The organism is Salipiger bermudensis, from assembly GCF_020171625.1.
GTDB classification, from domain to species: Bacteria; Pseudomonadota; Alphaproteobacteria; order Rhodobacterales; family Rhodobacteraceae; genus Salipiger; species Salipiger bermudensis_B.
In genome coordinates this window covers 116,106-133,731 of record NZ_JAIUZY010000012.1, presented here as the reverse complement: position 1 = coordinate 133,731, position 17,626 = coordinate 116,106, and the positions used below count along the sequence as shown (strand labels likewise).

At 65.7% G+C, this 17,626-nt stretch carries 14 protein-coding genes and 2 pseudogenes; 8 read left to right on the top strand and 8 right to left on the bottom strand.

Annotated elements, in window-relative coordinates; translation table 11 throughout:
- Window positions 1-23: 23 nt before the first annotated feature.
- Together LCM15_RS18355 and LCM15_RS18350 are read right to left on the bottom strand one after the other, a co-directional pair.
- Window positions 24-332, bottom strand: a pseudogene (locus tag LCM15_RS18355) (IS3 family transposase); the annotation flags it as partial.
- A 307-nt stretch (window positions 333-639) separates the two neighbouring features.
- Window positions 640-1,323 carry a hypothetical protein gene (locus LCM15_RS18350; RefSeq protein ID WP_224858987.1) on the bottom strand — a complete coding sequence of 228 codons (684 nt, stop codon included), beginning with the start codon at window positions 1,321-1,323 and terminating at the stop codon, window positions 640-642.
- A 575-nt stretch (window positions 1,324-1,898) separates the two neighbouring features.
- Here LCM15_RS18350 and LCM15_RS18345 point away from each other — a divergent pair.
- Together LCM15_RS18345 and LCM15_RS18340 are read left to right on the top strand one after the other, a co-directional pair.
- On the top strand, window positions 1,899-3,203 hold the full coding sequence (locus LCM15_RS18345) for an AAA family ATPase (RefSeq protein WP_224858985.1): 1,305 nt from the start codon (window positions 1,899-1,901) through the stop codon (window positions 3,201-3,203).
- A complete protein-coding gene (locus LCM15_RS18340; RefSeq protein ID WP_224858983.1) occupies window positions 3,200-4,294 on the top strand; it encodes a ParB/RepB/Spo0J family partition protein in 1,095 nt (364 codons plus the stop codon). Before LCM15_RS18345 ends, LCM15_RS18340 begins: the two co-directional genes overlap by 4 nt.
- 660 nt (window positions 4,295-4,954) lie before the next feature.
- Here the strand turns inward: LCM15_RS18340 and LCM15_RS18335 are convergent.
- Window positions 4,955-6,070, bottom strand: a complete 1,116-nt coding sequence (locus tag LCM15_RS18335; protein ID WP_224858981.1) for a tyrosine-type recombinase/integrase — start codon at window positions 6,068-6,070, stop codon at window positions 4,955-4,957.
- A gap of 155 nt (window positions 6,071-6,225) precedes the next feature.
- On the opposite strand from LCM15_RS18335, the pseudogene LCM15_RS18330 reads away from it, so the two are divergent.
- Window positions 6,226-6,420 (top strand): annotated as a pseudogene (locus LCM15_RS18330) (DUF1403 family protein); the annotation flags it as partial.
- A gap of 347 nt (window positions 6,421-6,767) precedes the next feature.
- On the opposite strand, the gene LCM15_RS18325 reads toward LCM15_RS18330, so the two are convergent.
- The 3 genes from LCM15_RS18325 to LCM15_RS18315 form a co-directional block, all read right to left on the bottom strand.
- Window positions 6,768-8,300, bottom strand: coding sequence for a tripartite tricarboxylate transporter permease (locus tag LCM15_RS18325; protein ID WP_224858979.1), 1,533 nt, complete (start codon window positions 8,298-8,300; stop codon window positions 6,768-6,770).
- Window positions 8,300-8,773: a tripartite tricarboxylate transporter TctB family protein gene (locus tag LCM15_RS18320; RefSeq protein ID WP_224858978.1), complete on the bottom strand. Its 474-nt coding sequence runs from the start codon at window positions 8,771-8,773 to the stop codon at window positions 8,300-8,302. Before LCM15_RS18320 ends, LCM15_RS18325 begins: the two co-directional genes overlap by 1 nt.
- Window positions 8,774-8,852: 79 nt before the next feature.
- Window positions 8,853-9,824, bottom strand: coding sequence for a Bug family tripartite tricarboxylate transporter substrate binding protein (locus LCM15_RS18315; protein ID WP_224858976.1), 972 nt, complete (start codon window positions 9,822-9,824; stop codon window positions 8,853-8,855).
- A gap of 264 nt (window positions 9,825-10,088) precedes the next feature.
- On the opposite strand from LCM15_RS18315, the gene LCM15_RS18310 reads away from it, so the two are divergent.
- Window positions 10,089-10,412, top strand: coding sequence for an NIPSNAP family protein (locus LCM15_RS18310; protein WP_224858974.1), 324 nt, complete (start codon window positions 10,089-10,091; stop codon window positions 10,410-10,412).
- A 50-nt stretch (window positions 10,413-10,462) separates the two neighbouring features.
- Here LCM15_RS18310 and LCM15_RS18305 read toward each other — a convergent pair whose 3' ends face one another.
- Window positions 10,463-11,368, bottom strand: coding sequence for a dihydrodipicolinate synthase family protein (locus LCM15_RS18305; protein ID WP_224858972.1), 906 nt, complete (start codon window positions 11,366-11,368; stop codon window positions 10,463-10,465).
- 84 nt (window positions 11,369-11,452) lie between these two features.
- Window positions 11,453-12,169, bottom strand: a complete 717-nt coding sequence (locus LCM15_RS18300; protein WP_224858970.1) for a GntR family transcriptional regulator — start codon at window positions 12,167-12,169, stop codon at window positions 11,453-11,455.
- 233 nt (window positions 12,170-12,402) lie between these two features.
- On the opposite strand from LCM15_RS18300, the gene LCM15_RS18295 reads away from it, so the two are divergent.
- The 4 genes from LCM15_RS18295 (at window position 12,403) to LCM15_RS18280 (ending at window position 17,622) form a co-directional block, all read left to right on the top strand.
- Window positions 12,403-13,932 (top strand): aldehyde dehydrogenase (NADP(+)), encoded by a 1,530-nt coding sequence (locus LCM15_RS18295; RefSeq protein WP_224858969.1) that lies wholly within the window; start codon window positions 12,403-12,405, stop codon window positions 13,930-13,932.
- Window positions 13,933-14,039: 107 nt separating this feature from the next.
- Window positions 14,040-14,942: a 5-dehydro-4-deoxyglucarate dehydratase gene (locus LCM15_RS18290; RefSeq protein WP_412103301.1), complete on the top strand. Its 903-nt coding sequence runs from the start codon at window positions 14,040-14,042 to the stop codon at window positions 14,940-14,942.
- Entirely contained in the window at window positions 14,942-15,898 is a 957-nt protein-coding gene (locus LCM15_RS18285; RefSeq protein ID WP_224858965.1) for a 2-hydroxyacid dehydrogenase, read from the top strand. The genes LCM15_RS18290 and LCM15_RS18285 overlap by 1 nt, the downstream gene beginning before the upstream one ends.
- A gap of 65 nt (window positions 15,899-15,963) precedes the next feature.
- Complete coding sequence (locus tag LCM15_RS18280; RefSeq protein ID WP_224858963.1) at window positions 15,964-17,622, top strand: thiamine pyrophosphate-dependent enzyme; 1,659 nt, start codon at window positions 15,964-15,966, stop codon at window positions 17,620-17,622.
- The last annotated feature ends 4 nt before the right edge of the window (window positions 17,623-17,626 follow it).

The window sequence follows — 17,626 nt, the reverse complement described above, 5'->3', positions numbered from 1 at the left end:
GTTGACAGCTGTCAACGCGGCGACTGATCCTGCTGCAGCTTCGCCTTCACCCGACACTTCGGCTGCTTGTTCCTGAGTTGAGGCCCCAACTCATTGTAAATCCTGCGCGTCATCTTGATATTGATGGTCCAGCTTAGTCGCCGCAGCAGAACATGGACACGCCGGTAGCCTTATTGAACCCGCGTCTCTCAGATCTCCTTGATCCGCCTCTCGACGGCAGCCTGATGCGTGCGCCGGGACGTGCAGTGGTAGCTCGACGTGTCGACGCAGGTGGCCCCACAGGCTCTCCCGATCGACACGCCCCCGTTGACGCAGCTCCCGGTCACGATCTCTCACAGACGTCCAGGCTTCAGATCTTTCGCCGGATGCCCTGACTTGGTGCAGGTCCGCGAGACCGTCGATCAATAGCGATCATCTCGGGCGATACGCCCCTCCGTTCAGCGGCGCGTCGCTTCTCTGAAGCAGGTCTCTTCCGCAAAGATCCGCCCGTGTCGGGCGATGCGGCTCGATGCGAAGGAAGGCGATCTTGGGCCTTTTTCGGCCCTTCGGTCAGCCCAACGTTTCGCGTGACCCTGATCGGCGTCTTCTACGATGGCCATCTATGGCGATGCTGATGACCGACCAACGCCGAGGTCCGGCTCACGCCTCGACGATCACCTCGTCGACGCTTGCGTCCACGGTCTGGCAGGCGCTCAGCAGATGCCCGGAGAGATGTGTGACAACATAGGTTGCATGGAACCGTGAGGGGGCTCTGAGGTGCAACCGCCCCCCTGCCCTGCTGCCGCGGTCCAGCGCTGCGATCCAGGAGCCGTAAAGACCCGGATCTTCGGCGTGGAGCAACGCCTTTGCCAGAGACCACTCACTGCCATCCGTCAGGTCGGGCGCCGCAACGCGTCCCTTGACCGGGAGTGGAACCACCTTTTCGGGCATCTCCTCCGTGCCGGAGAGCCGATGCTCAAGATCAGGCCCCACGTCGGCCCACCTTTCGCGACTGTCCTCGAGGATGCGCTCGATGCCGAGGGCGTACTCGCTCACCCTGCCCCGCGCCCCCTGACGCGTGACCACCAGCCAGCCCATCGCCCGAAGCTTCGCCATCTCGCGTTTGACCGTCCGTTCGTCGACCTGCCACAGCCTCGCAATCTCGCGCTGACCGACAGCCAGCTCATCGCGCGCCCAGTTGTAGCGTGCCGTGACAAGCGTCATCAGGCGCAGAACAAGCCGCTGCCGCCCTTTCTCCTGGGCAAGGGCGAACGCTCCCATCACGGTGAGCAGATCGTACTTGAAGGCCGCGGCATTGCGCCCGACCGTTTTCTTGGCAAGCATGTCCTGCCCTCGTGTCTTGCCCCGTGCTGCGGGCCTGCCTCGTCCGGACTCGTTATCTGGCCCGTGAAGGTAAAGACGCTGCTCATTCACCGTTCGTTTGATCGGCAACTCAGCGCTCTTTCCTGATCTTCACCCATTTGCGTCCGGAGATACGATTCTGTCAAGGCTCGCGGCAATTGCCTCCGGTTCCCTCTCCCTTTTTCGATAGAAAATATTGGTATTCTGGTAGTGGGGGACACGCTGGCTGTCCCCTATTGGGGCAAAAATGTCCCCCAATATGTATCCCTGACGATCGCGATGTCCCCCAATATTTTCGCCGTCAGCCCAGCCACTTGGCGAATCGGTGCCCATGGCGGGAATACGGCTTGGGGGCGCGCATTCATTGGGGTTTGTCAGAACCGCCACAATTCCACTTTCAGTGATAATAGATTTTGTCAAAACGCGCAAACCGGCGTAAATACGGAAACAGAGCAGATTTACGTTCCCTCGCTTTCGGCACCTTGTCCCCACGGGGACACGCGCCGGGCGCAGCTGTCCCCGCGGGGACAGACAAGGGGGCACAGACAGGAGACACCATGTTCACCCATGACGACCTTGCGCAGATGCAGGCGCAATCCCTCAAGATGCAGAGCTGGATCCGGCAGCAGACCTTTTCGCCGGAGCTTGAGAAGCGGCTTCGTCGGTTCTCAAGCTGGGAGGTGGCGGAGCTGATCCTTCAGGTCAACCAGTCCACCCTGCGCGGTCGCCTCGCCGCCGATCCCTCCCTGCCCCAGGGCCTCGTCGAAGAGGATGGCCGCCAGCGCTGGTATGCGCTCGAGGAGATCAACGAGATCCGCCGCAAGCTCAAGGTCAATCGCAAGAGCATGATGCCCCCCCGCCCCGCGAACAAGCGCGCCTTCCGTGTGGCGATCTCGAATTTCAAAGGCGGCGCCGGCAAGTCCACCGTCGCGCTGCACTTCGCCCATGCGGCCGCGCTCGACGGCTACCGCGTGCTCTGCGTCGATTTCGATCCGCAGGCCACGCTGTCGCATTCCATGGGGCTCAGCGACGTGACCGAGGAATACACGGTCTGGGGCATCATGGCGCGCGACCTCATTCGTGAGACCGACCGGATGAACGCCGCGATGCGCGGCGCCGAGAGCGGGTCCGCCCTGCCCCAGCGCAAGCTCCCCGAGGCGATCACCGGCATGGGGCTGCGCGACCTGCGGGTGACCGATTTCATCAAGCCCACCAGCTGGCCCACCATCGACGTCATCCCCTCCTGTGCCAATGCCGCCTTCGTCGAGTTCGCCTCGGCGCAGTACCGCCACCTCAATCCCGAATGGTCGTTCTTCGCCGCGGTGTCGCGCTATCTCGACGCCCTGCCCCCGGATGCCTATGACCTCGTCATCTTCGACTGCCCTCCGGCCATCGGCTACCAGAGCATGAACGCCGTCTTCGCCGCCGACATGCTCTATATCCCATCCGGCCCGGGCTATTGGGAGTACGACTCCACCACGTCCTTCATCGGCCAGCTCTCCGAAGCGCTCGCGGACCTGAGCGGGTTCGAGGGGGTTGTCCCCGCGGGGACACTGCAATTGCCCAAGGTCTTCTACGATGTCCGCTTCCTGCTCACCCGGTATGAGCCGGGCAACGAGTTGCATCGTGCGATGCGGTCAGCCTTTCAAAACGTTTGGGGCGACAGAGTGACCGACAACGCCATCGAGATGACCCGCGCGGTCGAACAGTCGGGCCGGTTCCTGAGCTCGATCTACGAGATCGACTATCGCGAGATGACGCGCGAGACTTGGCGCAGGGCGCGCGCCTCGTTCGACCGCGCCTATGAAGAATTCCGCGGCCACGTGCTGGCCGCATGGGACAAGCTGGAGGATGAGGCATGAGCAAGCGACGCGGTTTCGACATCGACTTTCCTGGCAACGCCGATGGCGTTTTCACCGGCGCGAAACGCAGCGAGGCGTCCGAGCCTGCGCGCCCCGAAGGGCGGCGCGGTCCCATGGCGGCGGCGATCTCCGAAAACGCCGACGCGCTGCGCCAGCGCGCCGAGGCCGAGCGCGCCATCCGGGAAGAAAATGACCGGCTCGCACACGAGCATGTTCGGCTAAAGCGCGCCGGTCTGATCACCGACCTGATCCCGCTCGATGCCATCCGCATCGAGAAGCTGACCCGCGACCGTGGGCCCGGTCAGGACACAGAGATCGGCGAGCTGAAAGACTCTATTCTGGCGATTGGGCTCTCGAATCCGATCCAGGTCGAGCCCTCCGGCGAGGGCTACGAACTGGTGCAGGGCTTCCGTCGCCTGCGGGCCTATCGCGAGCTTTATGCCGAGACCGGTGACGAGGCGTTCGCGAAGATCCCGGCGGGGCTGATCGCCACGGGGGCCGAGCTCGAGCAGCTCTATCGCCGCATGGTCGACGAGAACCTCGTGCGCCGTGACATCTCGTTCGCCGAAATGGCAGTGCTGGCGTTGCGCTATACCGAGGATCCCGGCACCTCGGCGGAGGATCTGGAGTCGGCCATCGATGCGCTCTTCGCCTCCGCCGGTCGGCAGAAGCGCAGCTACATCCGGCATTTCGCCTCGCTGATCGAGCAGGTGGGCGACGCGCTTCAGCATCCGCAGGCGATTTCGCGCAATCTCGGGCTCGAGCTGAACAAGCGGCTGGCGTCGGAGGACGGCTTCGAAACGCGACTGCGCGAGGCGATGGACGGGCAGGGCGAGATTTCGCCGGACTACGAGGTTGCGGTGCTCCAGGACCTTCTGAAATCTGCCCCGAAAGCGGCCAAGCCTCGCGCCGGGGCGACGCGCAATGCCGCCGCCAAAACGACGTTGCGCTGCACTGTCCCCGCGGGGACAGTCCGCTGCGCCGCGAGGGACGGCAAGGTCGAGCTGCAGATGGAGCGCGATTTCTCCAGTATCGACCGGCACCGGCTCGAGGCTGCTGTGGCCGCCTTCATGGCGGCGCTCGACGGTTAAAAAGAGAAGATCGTCCCACCCATTCGGGCGGTGCTGCGGCAAGGCAGCGCCGCCCTTTTTCATTCCGACATTTCCGCCGACCTCGGAGTGGCGAGTGGTGTCCCCGCGGGGACACCCGGTGCTGCGCGTAGGCGCTTCGGTCCGATGGCGGTATCCACAAAGGCTTGCGATCTGTCCCCGCGGGGACAGAATTAGAGAGATTCATCGCGGGACCTAAAATCAGCGAGTGTCCCCGTGGGGACACTCGCGCAGACCCTGCTTCACTGGTGCAAATGCCCGAACGTGTCCCCGCGGGGACAGCAAAAAGATGCGCACGGCGGGATCGAACATCGGTACGTGTCCCCGCGGGGACAGCGTTAAAGACGCGCATCACGGCAGCGAAGGCCGGCAGGTGTCCCCGCGGGGACAGCAGAAAAAATACGCATCGCGGGATCGAACATCGGCATGTGTCCCCACGGGGACACGCGGTGCGACGGCGTCAGACGACGGCGCTTGTCCGTTCTTGAAGGCGGGGTCTCTGGTCCAGGTCAGGAAGCTGAAAATTCTGTGCGCAGCGTCTCAGGCAGGCAGAGCGGGCAGGCGGCGCGACCCAGCCTGTCCGGCATTCAACAGCAGCGACGCGCCGATGCGTTCATAACTGGAAAGGGCCGGGGCAGGGGGTCAGAGTCCGGCAGCCCTGGTCAGGTTCACTCGGAACCGGTCACGCCGGCGCTGGTAGCGGCGGGTCATCTCGGCCGAGGCATGTCCGAGCTGTTTCTGGATGTAGCGCTCGTCAACGTCCGCCGAACTGGCGAGACCAGCGCGCAAACTGTGACCGGAGAACAGAGCCAGTCGTTCCTTCTCGGGCAACTCGGATCGGAGGCCGGCATCCAGGACCGTGCGTTTGATCAGGCGTGCAACATGCTTGTCGTTCAGCCGCGTTTCGGTCGCCCGTTTGCCATCGCGCGAGGTGCCGACGAAGACCGGGCCGAAATCGATCTTCGCAAAGATCAACCATTGCTCAAGCGCATGCACGGGGCAGGTCTGTTCCTGCGAGCCCCGGCCGATCTCCACCTCGCGCCAACCGGTCTTGGCACTGAGCGTCAGGAGAGCGCCCTTGTCGAAAATCTCGATCCATCCGCCAGAACCCGGCGTATCGTCCTTGTGGACATCGAGGCTGACGATTTCGGAACGGCGCAGACCTCCGGCATAGCCAAGCAGCAGCATCGCGCGGTCTCGCAAGCCACGCAGATCGAAGGGCAGGGTGGCCACCATTGCTTGGATGTCCTCGGCCAGGATGGCTTCCTTCTGTACCGGCGGACGTGCGTGCTTGCGCTTGATCCCGGCCAGCACGGTGGCGATGTGGCGGTTCTTGCGATCAAGGGAGAAGCCGCGCTGTGCGTAGTTCCAGGCGAGGCCTGACAGCCGGCGGTCAATCGTCGAGACCGATAGGGGGCGGGCGGCGGATTGCGACGGCGAGACGCCAAACCCTGACGCCAGATCTGCCAGGTAGAGGCTGATCGTTTCAGGCGAAGGAGGCAGCGGCTCCGCGCCCTTCATCCGGCACCAGCGCGCGAAATGCGCCCAGTCCTTCGCGTAGGCCTTCAGGGTGTTGTCCGAGGCCGCTGCGCGCGCATAGTCGCGGGCCGTGTCGACCCGTCGATCAAGCGCGCCGGACCCCGCGGCATGGGTGGGCAAAGCAATCTCGTCGCATTCGTCTTGGTCCGGCGCGTCGACGTGGGCATCAGCGCGCTCCGATGCGCGCGCTGACCTCAATTTCTCGGTCTCGGTGGGCATTTTTCACTGGATCCGGCGTGAAGTTGAACCGCAGTTTAGCCTAGCTTCGCATGTCCGATAATATAATCTTATTGGACATTGATATAGCCGGCAAGTGAGGGCGGTTATTGTGCGACTTTCTGGCGACAAGCGCCGCGCCGATGTAGGCTTTCGGCATGACACTCGCCCAACCGGATCACATCAGCGCTCCCGACACGCGACCCCGCACGCCGGCTCGGGTCACCTCCGCGCGCGTCTAAGCCCTTGAAGATGGTGCATTTTTGTCGGGCGCTGCGCTGAGCCAGCTGCATCTTGTCTGGCGACGCGATGAGGTCCCGCACGCCTTGCTGCGGGACAGGCTGGCGTTGCGATGACCTGCCCCCCGCGGGTCCCTCATTCATAACGAGAGGCTGCCGGGTGGTGCTCTGCCCCACGAGCATCGTCAGCGTCCAGCGCAGGAAGCGGTGGTAGACGCTCGACCACTCGCCGAAGTTCCTTGGCTGGGCGCGTCAGTGCGCACCGATCCGAGCGATCCAGAAAATCCCATCAAGAACAAGAACGGTGGTTGGCTGGTTTGCGACCGTTTTCTCAGGCTAAACCATTCAAGGAAAGCCCATTCCTCGTCCGACGTCAGGTCTCGTTCCAAGGTGGCCTACATCGCGAAGACCAGCTTCAAACATACCTAGAAGCGACTGTGAATTCCTCGTGTCAACACGGCTTAGACGTCGCGGCGCATCTCTGCCGAACTCTTCCTAGGCTTGCGGATTAGGATCGCCCAGACGAAGAGAGCGGTCAGCGCAAGGAAGAACAGGCTGTCGAGGTTGGTTAGAAAGACCATCGGATTCCCGTCGTTCAGGGACAGCGAGCGCCTGAGATACTCCTCGAGATCGGGGCCGAGGATGAAGCCCAGCAGCATCGACACGGTGGAGTAGTTCTGCTTGCGCATGAAGTACGCCAGCACGCCGAAGATCACCGCCAGCGACATCTGGAAGATCGAGTAGGTCGCAACGTAGCTGCCGACCAGCGCCACCACGGCAATGCCGGTGTATAGCAGCCCCTTGGGGATCGAGACGATCTTGATGAACCACGGCCCGAATAGCCACAGCGTCAGCGGGATCAGGATCAGCGCCGAGAAGAACAGCGAGCCCAGCATCGGCCCCAGCAGTTCGGCCTGGTTCTCGAGCAGGCGCGGGCCGGGTTGCAGGCCATTGATCACCAGAACGCCGAGCACGATGGCGGTGGTCGGATCGCCGGGGATGCCGAACATCAGCATCGGCACGAAGGCACCGCCGCACATCGAGTTGTTGGCCGTTTCGGCCGAGGCAATCCCCTCGCGCGAGCCGTGGCCATAGTCCTGTGGCTTTTTGGAAGAGGACCGCGCCATTGCGTAAGACACGAAGGCCGCCATCGAGCCGCCGGCGCCGGGCAGGATGCCGATGCCGTAGCCGATGAAGGCCGAGCGCAGGTAGGCAAAGAGGCCGATCTCTCGGATTTCCTCGCGCGGCGGCAGGAAGTCGCGGCGGCAGATTCTGAGGTCCTTGGCCTTCTCCAGCGTCGAGCTGAGGCTGTTCTTCCAAGTCTCCGACTGCATGAGCACTTCGGAGATGGCGAAGGCGCCGATCACCAGGGGCATGATGTCGATGCCCTCGACCAGTGTCTCGGTGCCAAAGTTGAAGCGCGGGATCGGCTGGAGCACGTCGATGCCGACGGTGGCGATCATCACCCCGAGCAGCGTTGCGACGAAGCCCTTGGCGATGTTGCTCTTGTCGACGATCACGATGACGACCAGCGCGAAGAGCACCAACGAGAACTTGCCCGGTGTACGGATCAGCAGAGAGATCTCTGCGGCGATGGGCATAAAGGCCATGAGCAGCACCGCGCCAATGGCGCCGCCGATCATCGAGCCAAGCGCCGCGTGACCAAGCGCGTTGGCGCCGAAGCCCTTCTTCATCAGCGCGTTGCCCTCGAGCGCCGTCATCATCGAGGAGGGGGCGCCCGGAATGTTGATGGTGGTCGCGGTGATCGAGCCGGAGTACATCCCGGCCATGAAGATCGAGGCACACATCACCAATGCCGGGACCACGTCGATCGTGTAGGTGATCGGCAGCAGCAGCGCGATGGCCAGCACCGACGTGAGACCCGGCATTGCGCCGAAGAAGGTGCCCACGAGGAAGCCGCCGACCATGAACGCGATGACGTAGGGATCGGCAAGGGCGCTCATACCGCCGAGGATATTGGCGAAGATGTCCATCAGAAGACCCCCTCGGCGAGGGTGGGCAGGCGCACGCCGAAGATGCCGGCGAAGAGCCCGTAGAACAGGGCCGTCACGCCGATGGCGTAGATCGCGAACATGAGCGGCTTGCGCAGCTGGAAGTGGAATATGCCGAACAGCGCCGAGGTGAACAGCAGCGTCGCCAGCCAGTAGCCCAGCGGGCGGAAGAGGGCGATGTAGCCTGCGGTTGCAACGATCACCAGCGCCGGGCGCAGCATCTCGCGTGCGGGGCCGTCGGCGGTGGGTTTTCGGAACTCGCCGACGAACACCACCGCGAGGGCGACATACATCAGGCAGGCCATCAGGATCGGCACCGACCGCGGGCTCATCTCGCCGGGGGCAGCGAACTGCGAGCGGATGTCGAAGGCGGCTGCCAGGTAGACGGTCGTGACGATCAGGAAGAAGAGGGGCAGCAGGACACCTGTCCTGAGAAGGGGCGCGCGGTCGGCCATCTTGGTCTCCGTATAGGGGCGGCACCGGAGCTGGACTCCGATGCCGCCTGTCATGGCTGCTGGGATGAAACGGGGCCGCTTACTTGTTCAGCACGCCGGCTTCGACCAGGGCATCCATCTGCGTGAACAGGCCTTGCGCCGTCTCGTCCGCCCAGGTGTCGAGTTCGTCGCCCGCCAACCAGTTCGGCGTCACGCCCATCGTGCCCAGCCAGTCCTGAAACTCGTCCGAGTTGTAGGCCTCCTCATAGGCCGCCTCGATCGAGGCCACCACGTCCTCGGGAGTGCCTTCCGGCGCGACCAGCACGATGAACGACCCGTTGAGCAGGTCGATGCCCGCTTCTTCGGCAGTCGGCACGTCGTAGGTCGGGTTCTTGGCGTCCGAGAACTCAACGATGCCGCGCGCGGTGCCGTCCTCGATCAGGTTGGCGAAGTCGCCGAGCGAGGTCAGGACCACGTCCACCTCGTCGGAGAGCAGCGCCTCTTTCTGCGGGGCCGCGCCGCCGGGGTAGGAGACGATGCGGAACTCGGCACCGGTGATTTGCTGAAGCTGCAGCAGGGTCAGGTGTACGCGCCCGCCGAGGTTCTGCACGCCGACGCGCACGTTGCCCGGGTCGGCCTCGGCGGCGGCGATCAGGTCGTCGAGCGTCTGGTAGTCGGACTCGGCGTCGACGATGATGGCGTCGGCTTCGCTGGTGATGCGGGCGATGAGGTCGAGCTTGTCCATCTGGTAGCTCGGCAGCATGCCCTGCCACGGAACCGTGACAATGCTGTCATAGGTCAGCGTGCCGAGCGTGTAGCCGTCGGGACGTGCGCTCATCACCTGGCCGACGCCGGTGGCCGAGTTGCCGCCCTCGATGTTCTCGACGTAGATGGTGCCGCCGAGCGCGTCCTCGGCCAGCGTGGTCACCTTGCGCACGATGCCGTCGGTGCCGCCGCCGGCGCCCCACGGAACCACCATGCGCACATCGCGCTCGGGGTATTCCGCAAGGGCGGCAACAGGCACGAGGGCCGTGGTGATGGCGGCAAGGGCGCCGATGAAGCTGCGGTTCATGGTGTGTCTCCTCCTGGACTGTCCGGGACCGGCGATGCCTTCCCGGCTTCTTTTGATCTGACCGTCCGACCCGTGCCACGGCGCTGGCGCGCTCTGAGCTCCCCCCTCCGTGGGTCCCGGGCCACAAGGGCCGGATTCGCTGGTGGTGCTTGCGCCCTGTCCAACTAATACATTACTATATGAATTCACGCGAAGCTGGCAAGCCTCCTTGGGGTCACGCCGGCGAGATCGTGGCAAAACCTTGAAATGATTGGAGGAACCGACATGCTATACGACCATCGGACCTATTCTTGCCGTCCTGGCACCATCAAGGACCACCTCGCGCTCTACGGCGAGCACGGCTTTGACGTGCAGCGCCGTCACCTTGGCGAGCCCGTGGTCTACGGCGCGGTCGAGACCGGGGACGTGAATTCCTACGTGCATGTCTGGTGCTATGCAGACAGCGCCGACCGGGCGGCCAGGCGGAAGTCCCTCGCGGCGGACCCGGACTGGCAGGCCTACCTCAGGAAAAGCGCCGAGGCCGGCTACCTCGTCTCGCAGGTCAACCAACTCCTGGCGCCGGTGCCATTCTTCACGCCGAAGGCATGAGCGAAGGGCGCGGCAATCGGGCCGCGCCTCTCGCCGCTGCCGTACGGGGCTCACCCCTGCGGCAGGTCCATGCGCCCGACGAGGAAGTCGAGCTCGGCCAAGTCCGCCTCGGTGAGCTTCGGCCCCGGCCCGCGCAGTGCGTTCGAGGTCAGGGCGCCCCGCCGGCGCATCATCTCCTTGCGCAGCGCGATTCCCCACTGGCCCTGCGCCTCGTGCTTCAGAAGCGGCAGGTAGCGGTTGAAGAGGTCATGCGCCTCGGCCCGCTTGCCTGCGGTCATCAGATCGTACACGCCCGACAGCATCTCCGGGTAGGAGAAGCCGGCCATGGGGCCATCGGCGCCGCGCTCCATCTCCTGCACTAAGAACTGGCCGTTGTTGCCGGTCAGGATCCGCACCGGCCGCGACAGCTCGGTACGCATTCGGGTGATCTTGGTGGGGGAGGGGGAGTCCTCTTCCTTGATGACGCCGATCTGCGGGAAGGCGGTGATCAGCCGGTCGAGTGCGGGCACTGACATCATCACGCCGGACGAGGCCGGAAAATCCTGCAGCACCGTGGGCACGTCACCGATGCGTGAGAAGACCGCATCGAAATAACGCATCAGGTCCTCGTCTGTGCGGATGCCCGAGGGCGGGCAGATCATCACCGCGTCGGCCCCCTCGGCCATGACCTGCGCCGTGACTTCAACGAGCGTGGCGAGGTTGGGGTGCGAAACCCCGGCGATGATCCGGTGCCCGTCGGCCGCCGCGACGTAGCGGGCGGCGACGGCGATGGTCTCGTCGACGGTCAGTTTCTGCGCCTCGCCAGAGACGCCGAGCACGGTCAGACCCTGCGCGCCGTGGCGGTAGTAGAAGGCCGATAGCGTGTCGATGCTAGGCAGGTCGAGCGTGCCGTCGTCGAGAAACGGCGTCTGCGCCACGATGTGCAGGCCGGTGGTGTGCTCGAGTGCGTTGGACATGATCTCTCCCTTCGCGAACCGGCGTGGTCCGCGCTCTCCTTCGATGATGCTGGTGTGCCTGGCGACGCCCGGGCGGGCCGGGTGTCAGGTGAAGTAGTCCTCGTGCAGGGCGCGGTACTCATCGGCCCAGTCGTCGGGTTTGTAGGTGTGGAAACGGATCTCGCGGATGGCGTCCTCGACGACCCCGGATTCGATCGTGGCGACGATGCGCTCGTGTCCCTCGAGGATGAGGCCCAGCCGTTCCTCGGAATGGGTCTGCAGGCGCCGCACGCGGTCCATGTCGCCGGTCTGCGCGCGCAGCAGCGCGTGCAGGTTCGGATGCCCCGCGCCGTCGAACATGACGTAGTGGAAGTACTCGTCGAGCTCTTGGAAGCGGCGCAGCTTGGCCTGGTCGGGCGCGACCAGGCGCTGCATGGCGATCACCTCCCTGAGGCGGTCGATGGTCTCGGGTGACGGCTCGCGGGCGAGCTTCATGGCCACCTCGGTCTCGAGCGCCTGACGCAGGAACAACGCCTCGCGGATCTGGGCGAGGTTGATGCGCGTCACCAGCGTCTTGGACTGCGGGTAGATGCGGATCAGCCCATCCTGGTCGAGCCGCTGCATCGCGTCGCGCAGCGGGGTCTGGCTGACATCGTATTCACGCGCGAGATCGGCGCGGGTCAGCGCGGTGCCCGGCGGAAGGTCCAGCGACAGGATGCGTTGCCGCAGATCGTCATAGATCCGCGACGAGGCCATCGGGCGCCCCATCGTCGTGTCCTGCCGCATCATGTCGTACGCGCCTGTCATCGTTGGTGTCTTCATGCCGAGATCCGAGTCCTTCCCTTGATGGCGGGCAATTAACCGCATTTGCGGACCGGTTGACCATACTGATAAACTAAAATATTAGTACATAACAAGCCCCGTGACGCGGCAGCGCCGGCCCAGTGCTGGCAAGGCTTTGTAGAGCGCCGCGCGTGATTCGCGCCGGGATGGGGCAGGGATCAAGGCGCGGGAGGCCGGTGCGTCCGACCGCGTGGCAAGAGGAGGCCAATGACATGGACGGCACGACAAGCGCATTTGTTCCGCACGGCCGCCACCTGATCGCGGGTGAGTGGGTTGCTGCAGACACGACCTTCCGCTCGGAACCTGCGCATGGCGCGGCGCACGATTTCGGCGTCGGCACCCCGGCCCTGGTGGATGCCGCAGTGAAGGCGGCCGAGGACGCGTTCTGGACTTACGGCTACATCGACGTGGAGACCCGGGCGAAGTTCCTCGAGACCATCGCCGACGAGATCGACGCCCGCGGCGAGGCCATCACCCTGATCGGCACGCAGGAAACCGGTCTGCCCGAAGCCCGCCTGCAGGGCGAGCGCGGCCGCACCGTCGGCCAGCTGAGGCTCTTCGCCAGCCACATCCGCGCCGGCGACTGCCTTGACCGGCGCCAGGACGAGGCGCTGCCCGACCGCGCGCCGCTGCCGCGCCCCGACATCAAGCTGATGCAGCGCCCGATCGGCCCCGTGGCGGTTTTCGGCGCCTCGAACTTCCCTCTGGCCTTCTCGACCGCCGGCGGCGACACCGCCTCGGCGCTGGCGGCGGGCTGCCCGGTCGTGGTCAAGGGCCACTCCGCCCACCCCGGCACCGGTGAGATCGTCGCCGAAGCCATCAAGGCCGCCATCGAGATCTGCGGCCTGCCAGGCGGGGTCTTCAGCCTCGTGCAGGGCGGCAAGCGCGACGTGGGCACCGCCCTCGTGCAGCACCCGCTGATCAAGGCCGTGGGCTTCACCGGCTCGCTCGGTGGGGGCCGCGCGCTCTTTGATCTGTGCGCACAGCGCCCCGAGCCGATCCCCTTCTTCGGCGAGCTTGGCTCGGTCAACCCGATGTTCGTGCTTTCCGAAGCCGCCAAGGCGCGCGGCGCCGAGATCGGCAAGGGCTGGGCAGGATCGCTCACAATGGGTGCGGGCCAGTTCTGTACCAACCCCGGCATCGCCGTGATCGGAACCGGTTCCGAGGGGGACGCCTTCGTCTCTGCCGCGTCCGAGGCGCTCAAGGATGCCCCTGCGCAGGTCATGCTGACCGAGGGGATCGCAGCGGCCTACCGTGACGGCAAAGATCGCTTCGACGCGCGCAATACCGTCAAGCCGGTGTTCACCACCGAGCAGGAGGGCCGCAACGCCAGGCCCAACCTCTACGAAACCGACGCCGCGGCCTACCTTCAGGACCACGCGCTTGGCGAAGAGGTCTTCGGCCCGCTTGGCCTCGTGATCCGCGTCAGCGGACCCGAGCAGATGGTAGACCTGGCCAAGGGCTTCGAGGGCCAGCTCACCGCGACCCTGCACATGGACGATGCCGACGCCGATGCGGCCCGCGCCCTGATGCCGGTGCTCGAGCGCAAGGCGGGCCGAGTGCTCGCCAACGGCTTCCCCACCGGGGTCGAGGTGTCCGACGCGATGGTGCACGGCGGGCCTTACCCGGCCTCCACCAACTTCGGCGCCACCTCGGTCGGCACGATGGCGATCCGCCGCTTCCAGCGCCCCGTGAGCTACCAGAACCTGCCCGACGCGTTGATGCCCGCCGGCTGGAAATGACCTTTCCGCGCGGCGGCGGGGCCTAACCCCGTCGCCGCACGGCCAGCACAGACAAGATCCCGCGTCATGCGGACCCGACAAGAAAGAGTGAGGAGACACACACCATGATCGCACCCGACGCGCTGCGCGAGATCATCCGCCACGGGCTTCTGTCCTTCCCGGTGACGCCCTTCGACGAGAACGACCGTTTTGCGCCGAAGCCGTTCCAGGCGCACCTGGAGTGGCTCAAGCCGCACAAGGTGGCCGGTCTGATCGTCGCGGGTGGCACCGGCGAGATGTTCTCGCTGACCCCGGAAGAGATCGTGAACGTCGTGCGCGCGGCGCGCGAGGTCGCCGGTGACGCGCCGGTGATCGCGGGCTGCGGCTACGGCGTGCGCATGGCCTGCGACCTCGCCCGCGAGATCGAGGCGGCGGGCGGCGACGGCATCCTGCTGCTGCCGCACTACCTCACCGAGGGCCCGCAGGAGGGCGTTGCCAACCGCATCCGCGCCGTCTGCAAGGCGACCAACATGGCGGTCATCGTCTACAACCGCGGCCAGGCGCAGATCTCGGCCAAGACGCTCGAGCAGCTGGCCGACGAATGCCCCAACCTCATCGGCTTCAAGGACGGCACCGGCGACATCGACACCGTGCGCCGCATCACCGTGAAGCTGGGCGACCGGCTGTCCTACATCGGCGGGATGCCCACGCACGAGCTTTTCGCGCAGGCCTATCGCGGGGCGGGGATGCCGACCTACTCCTCGGCGGTATTCAACTTCGTGCCCGAGACCGCGCTGGAATTCCACGGCGCCTTCCTCGCGGGGGACGATGCCAAGTGCGAGCAGCTGCTGCGCGACTTCTATTACAAGTTCGCCGCAATCCGGGACCGCAAATCGGGCTACGCGGTATCCGCGATCAAGGCCGGTGTCGCCCTGCGCGGCTTCGAGACCGGGCACGTGCGCGCGCCGCTCACCGACCTGACCGGCGAAGAGCGCGAGATGATGCAAGAGCTCATCGCGGGACGCGGCTGATGCCCATCGGACCCGTCGCCGTCCTGGAGCCCGCATGCCCCGGCATGCGAGCCCGGATCGAGCAGCTTTGCGACGGTTTCGACCTGCGCTTCGTGAGCAGCGTCGAAACCGAGGACATGCGCACCGCGCTCGACGGTGCAGCCTACGCAGTGACGCGCGGGCTGCGCTTTCCGGCCGCGCTTCTGGCCGAGGCCGGGGCGCTGAAGATGGTGCACCAGTGGGGAACCGGCGTCGACGGCATCCCGCTGGACACCGCCAAGGCGCGCGGCGTGACCGTCGCGCGCTCGCCGGGGATGAATGCGCCCACCGTGGCCGAGGCGACGCTGGCCCTGATGCTGGCAACGCTGCGGCGCCTGCCCCAGGTGCAGAGCATCTTCAGAGGCGGTGCGTGGAACCAGCCGGACCTGTGGCGCGAGGCCCGAGATCTCGGGGCCTGCAAGGTCGGGCTGGTGGGCATGGGCGCCATCGGCAAGGAGGTTCTCAAGCGCCTCTCGGGCTTTGGCTGCGAAATTGCCTATACAAAACGCTCCGGCGCGGATGCCGCGCTCGATGCGCAGTTCATGAGCTTCGACGACCTGCTGGGCTGGGCCGACGTGATCTCGCTACACCTGCCGATGACGTCGGACTCGCGGCACCTGATCGACGCCGGCGCCATCGCCGCGATGAAGCCGGGCGCGGTGCTCATCAACACCTCGCGCGGCGGACTTGTGGACGAGGCGGCGCTGATCGCGGCGCTGCAGTCCAGACAGATCGGCGCGGCAGGCCTCGATGTGTTCGAAACCGAGCCGGTCGATGGCCCCAACCCGCTGCTCGAGATGCCCAACACCGTCACTCTGCCGCATGTGGCCGGGCGCACGCTCGACAATTTCGACCGCATGGTGCGGCACTGGTCGGGCAATATTCGTGCCCATGCCGAGGGTCGTGCCATCGACCCCGCCTGCATTGTGCTGCCCTGAGCCCGTCGAGCAGCACCCCTAAGCGAGACATCGCGACCCGAAAAGACTTCATGGGAGGAGATACCATGTCGGAGATCGCCAAGCGCACCGGCGGACAGGTGCTTGTGGATCAGCTTCTAATTCATGGCGCGGACTGCGCCTATTGCGTGCCGGGCGAGAGCTACCTCGAGGTGCTCGACGCCCTGCATGACGTTAAGGACCGCTTCACGCTCTACAACGCGCGCCATGAGGCGGGCGCCGCCGACATGGCCGAGGCCTATGGCAAGCTCACCGGCAGGCCCGGCATCTGCATGGTCACGCGCGGGCCGGGCGCCTGCCATGCCGCCGTGGGCGTGCACATCGCCTTCCAGGACAGCACGCCGATGATCCTGCTGGTGGGACAGGTGGGCCGCGACACGATGGACCGCGAGAGCTTCCAGGAAATCGACTACCGCCAGATGTTCGCGCCCGTCGCCAAGTGGGCGGCGCAGATCGACAGCGCGGACCGTATCCCCGAGTACATGGCCCGCGCCTTCCGCGTCGCCACCTCCGGGCGTCCTGGCCCAGTGGTTCTGGCGCTGCCCGAGGACATGCTGACCGACGTTGTCGAGGTCGCCGACGCCATGCCCTACAGGCCGAGTGTTCCGGCGCTGACGTCCGAGGACTCGGCCTCGGTCATGGCTGCGCTGGCCGGGGCCGAGCGCCCTCTGCTGCTGGCCGGCGGCCCCGGCTGGAGCGAGGAAGGCTGCGCCGCTCTCCTGCGTTTCGCCGATGCCAACCGCCTGCCGGTGGCGACCAGCTTCCGGCGGCAGGATCTCATCGACAACCGCTCCGACGTCTACGTGGGCGATCTCGGTACCGGCGTCGCGCCGAGCCTTGTCAAGCGGCTGGCCGAGGCCGACCTGCTGCTCGTCATCGGCGCCCGGCTTGGAGAGATCACCACCAGGACCTATGCCACGCTTTCGGTGCCGACCCCGGCACAGACGCTGGTGCATATCCACTCGGATGCCGACGAGATCGGCCGGGTCTATTCGCCCACCGTCTCCGCCGTCTCCGGCCCCGACGCTGCGCTGGCGGCGCTGAACGCACAGCCCTCCGCGCTTGCCGCCGAGGATTGGTGCACCACGCTGCGCCGCGAGTACCTCGCCGACAGCAAGCCACCGCCGCATGACTACCCGCTCGACATGGGGCAGGCGATGGCCGACCTGCGCGACCTGCTGCCCGCCGATACGGTCATCACGCTGGATGCGGGCAACCACACCGGCTGGGCGCAACGCTTCCTGCGTTATGCGAGACCGGGGCGGCAGATCGGCTCGACCTGCGGGTCAATGGGCTACGCGGTGCCTGCGGCCGTCGCCGCCTCGTTGCAGGAACCCAAGCGGCAGGCCATCGCCTTTGTCGGGGACGGCGGGTTCATGATGTCCGGCATGGAGATCGCAACCGCCGCGCAGCATGGCGGTCGGCCCATCGTGCTGGTATTCAACAACGGCACCTACGGCACCATCCGCATGCATCAGGAGCGCGAGCACCCGGAGCGGATCTCAGGCACCGATATCGCCTCGTCCGACATTGGGCGCATCGCCGAAGGCCTTGGCGCGGCGCATGAGCGCATCACCGAGACCGCCCAGTTCAAGCCCGCGCTGCTGCGCGCCTTCGAGCATGACGCCCCCACGGTGATCGAGCTGATGACTGACCCCGACCAGATATCCACCCGCACGACGGTCGGCCGTCTGCGCGGCGCGTGAGCCC

Excerpts from the sequence above, each read along its gene's own strand:
- LCM15_RS18350 (WP_224858987.1), bottom strand. The coding sequence starts at position 1,323 with ATGCTTGCCAAGAAAACGGTCGGGCGCAATGCCGCGGCCTTCAAGTAC.
- LCM15_RS18345 (WP_224858985.1), top strand. The coding sequence starts at position 1,899 with ATGTTCACCCATGACGACCTTGCGCAGATGCAGGCGCAATCCCTCAAG.
- LCM15_RS18340 (WP_224858983.1), top strand. The coding sequence starts at position 3,200 with ATGAGCAAGCGACGCGGTTTCGACATCGACTTTCCTGGCAACGCCGAT.
- LCM15_RS18335 (WP_224858981.1), bottom strand. The coding sequence starts at position 6,070 with ATGCCCACCGAGACCGAGAAATTGAGGTCAGCGCGCGCATCGGAGCGC.
- LCM15_RS18325 (WP_224858979.1), bottom strand. The coding sequence starts at position 8,300 with ATGGACATCTTCGCCAATATCCTCGGCGGTATGAGCGCCCTTGCCGAT.
- LCM15_RS18320 (WP_224858978.1), bottom strand. The coding sequence starts at position 8,773 with ATGGCCGACCGCGCGCCCCTTCTCAGGACAGGTGTCCTGCTGCCCCTC.
- LCM15_RS18315 (WP_224858976.1), bottom strand. The coding sequence starts at position 9,824 with ATGAACCGCAGCTTCATCGGCGCCCTTGCCGCCATCACCACGGCCCTC.
- LCM15_RS18310 (WP_224858974.1), top strand. The coding sequence starts at position 10,089 with ATGCTATACGACCATCGGACCTATTCTTGCCGTCCTGGCACCATCAAG.
- LCM15_RS18305 (WP_224858972.1), bottom strand. The coding sequence starts at position 11,368 with ATGTCCAACGCACTCGAGCACACCACCGGCCTGCACATCGTGGCGCAG.
- LCM15_RS18300 (WP_224858970.1), bottom strand. The coding sequence starts at position 12,169 with ATGAAGACACCAACGATGACAGGCGCGTACGACATGATGCGGCAGGAC.
- LCM15_RS18295 (WP_224858969.1), top strand. The coding sequence starts at position 12,403 with ATGGACGGCACGACAAGCGCATTTGTTCCGCACGGCCGCCACCTGATC.
- LCM15_RS18285 (WP_224858965.1), top strand. The coding sequence starts at position 14,942 with ATGCCCATCGGACCCGTCGCCGTCCTGGAGCCCGCATGCCCCGGCATG.
- LCM15_RS18280 (WP_224858963.1), top strand. The coding sequence starts at position 15,964 with ATGTCGGAGATCGCCAAGCGCACCGGCGGACAGGTGCTTGTGGATCAG.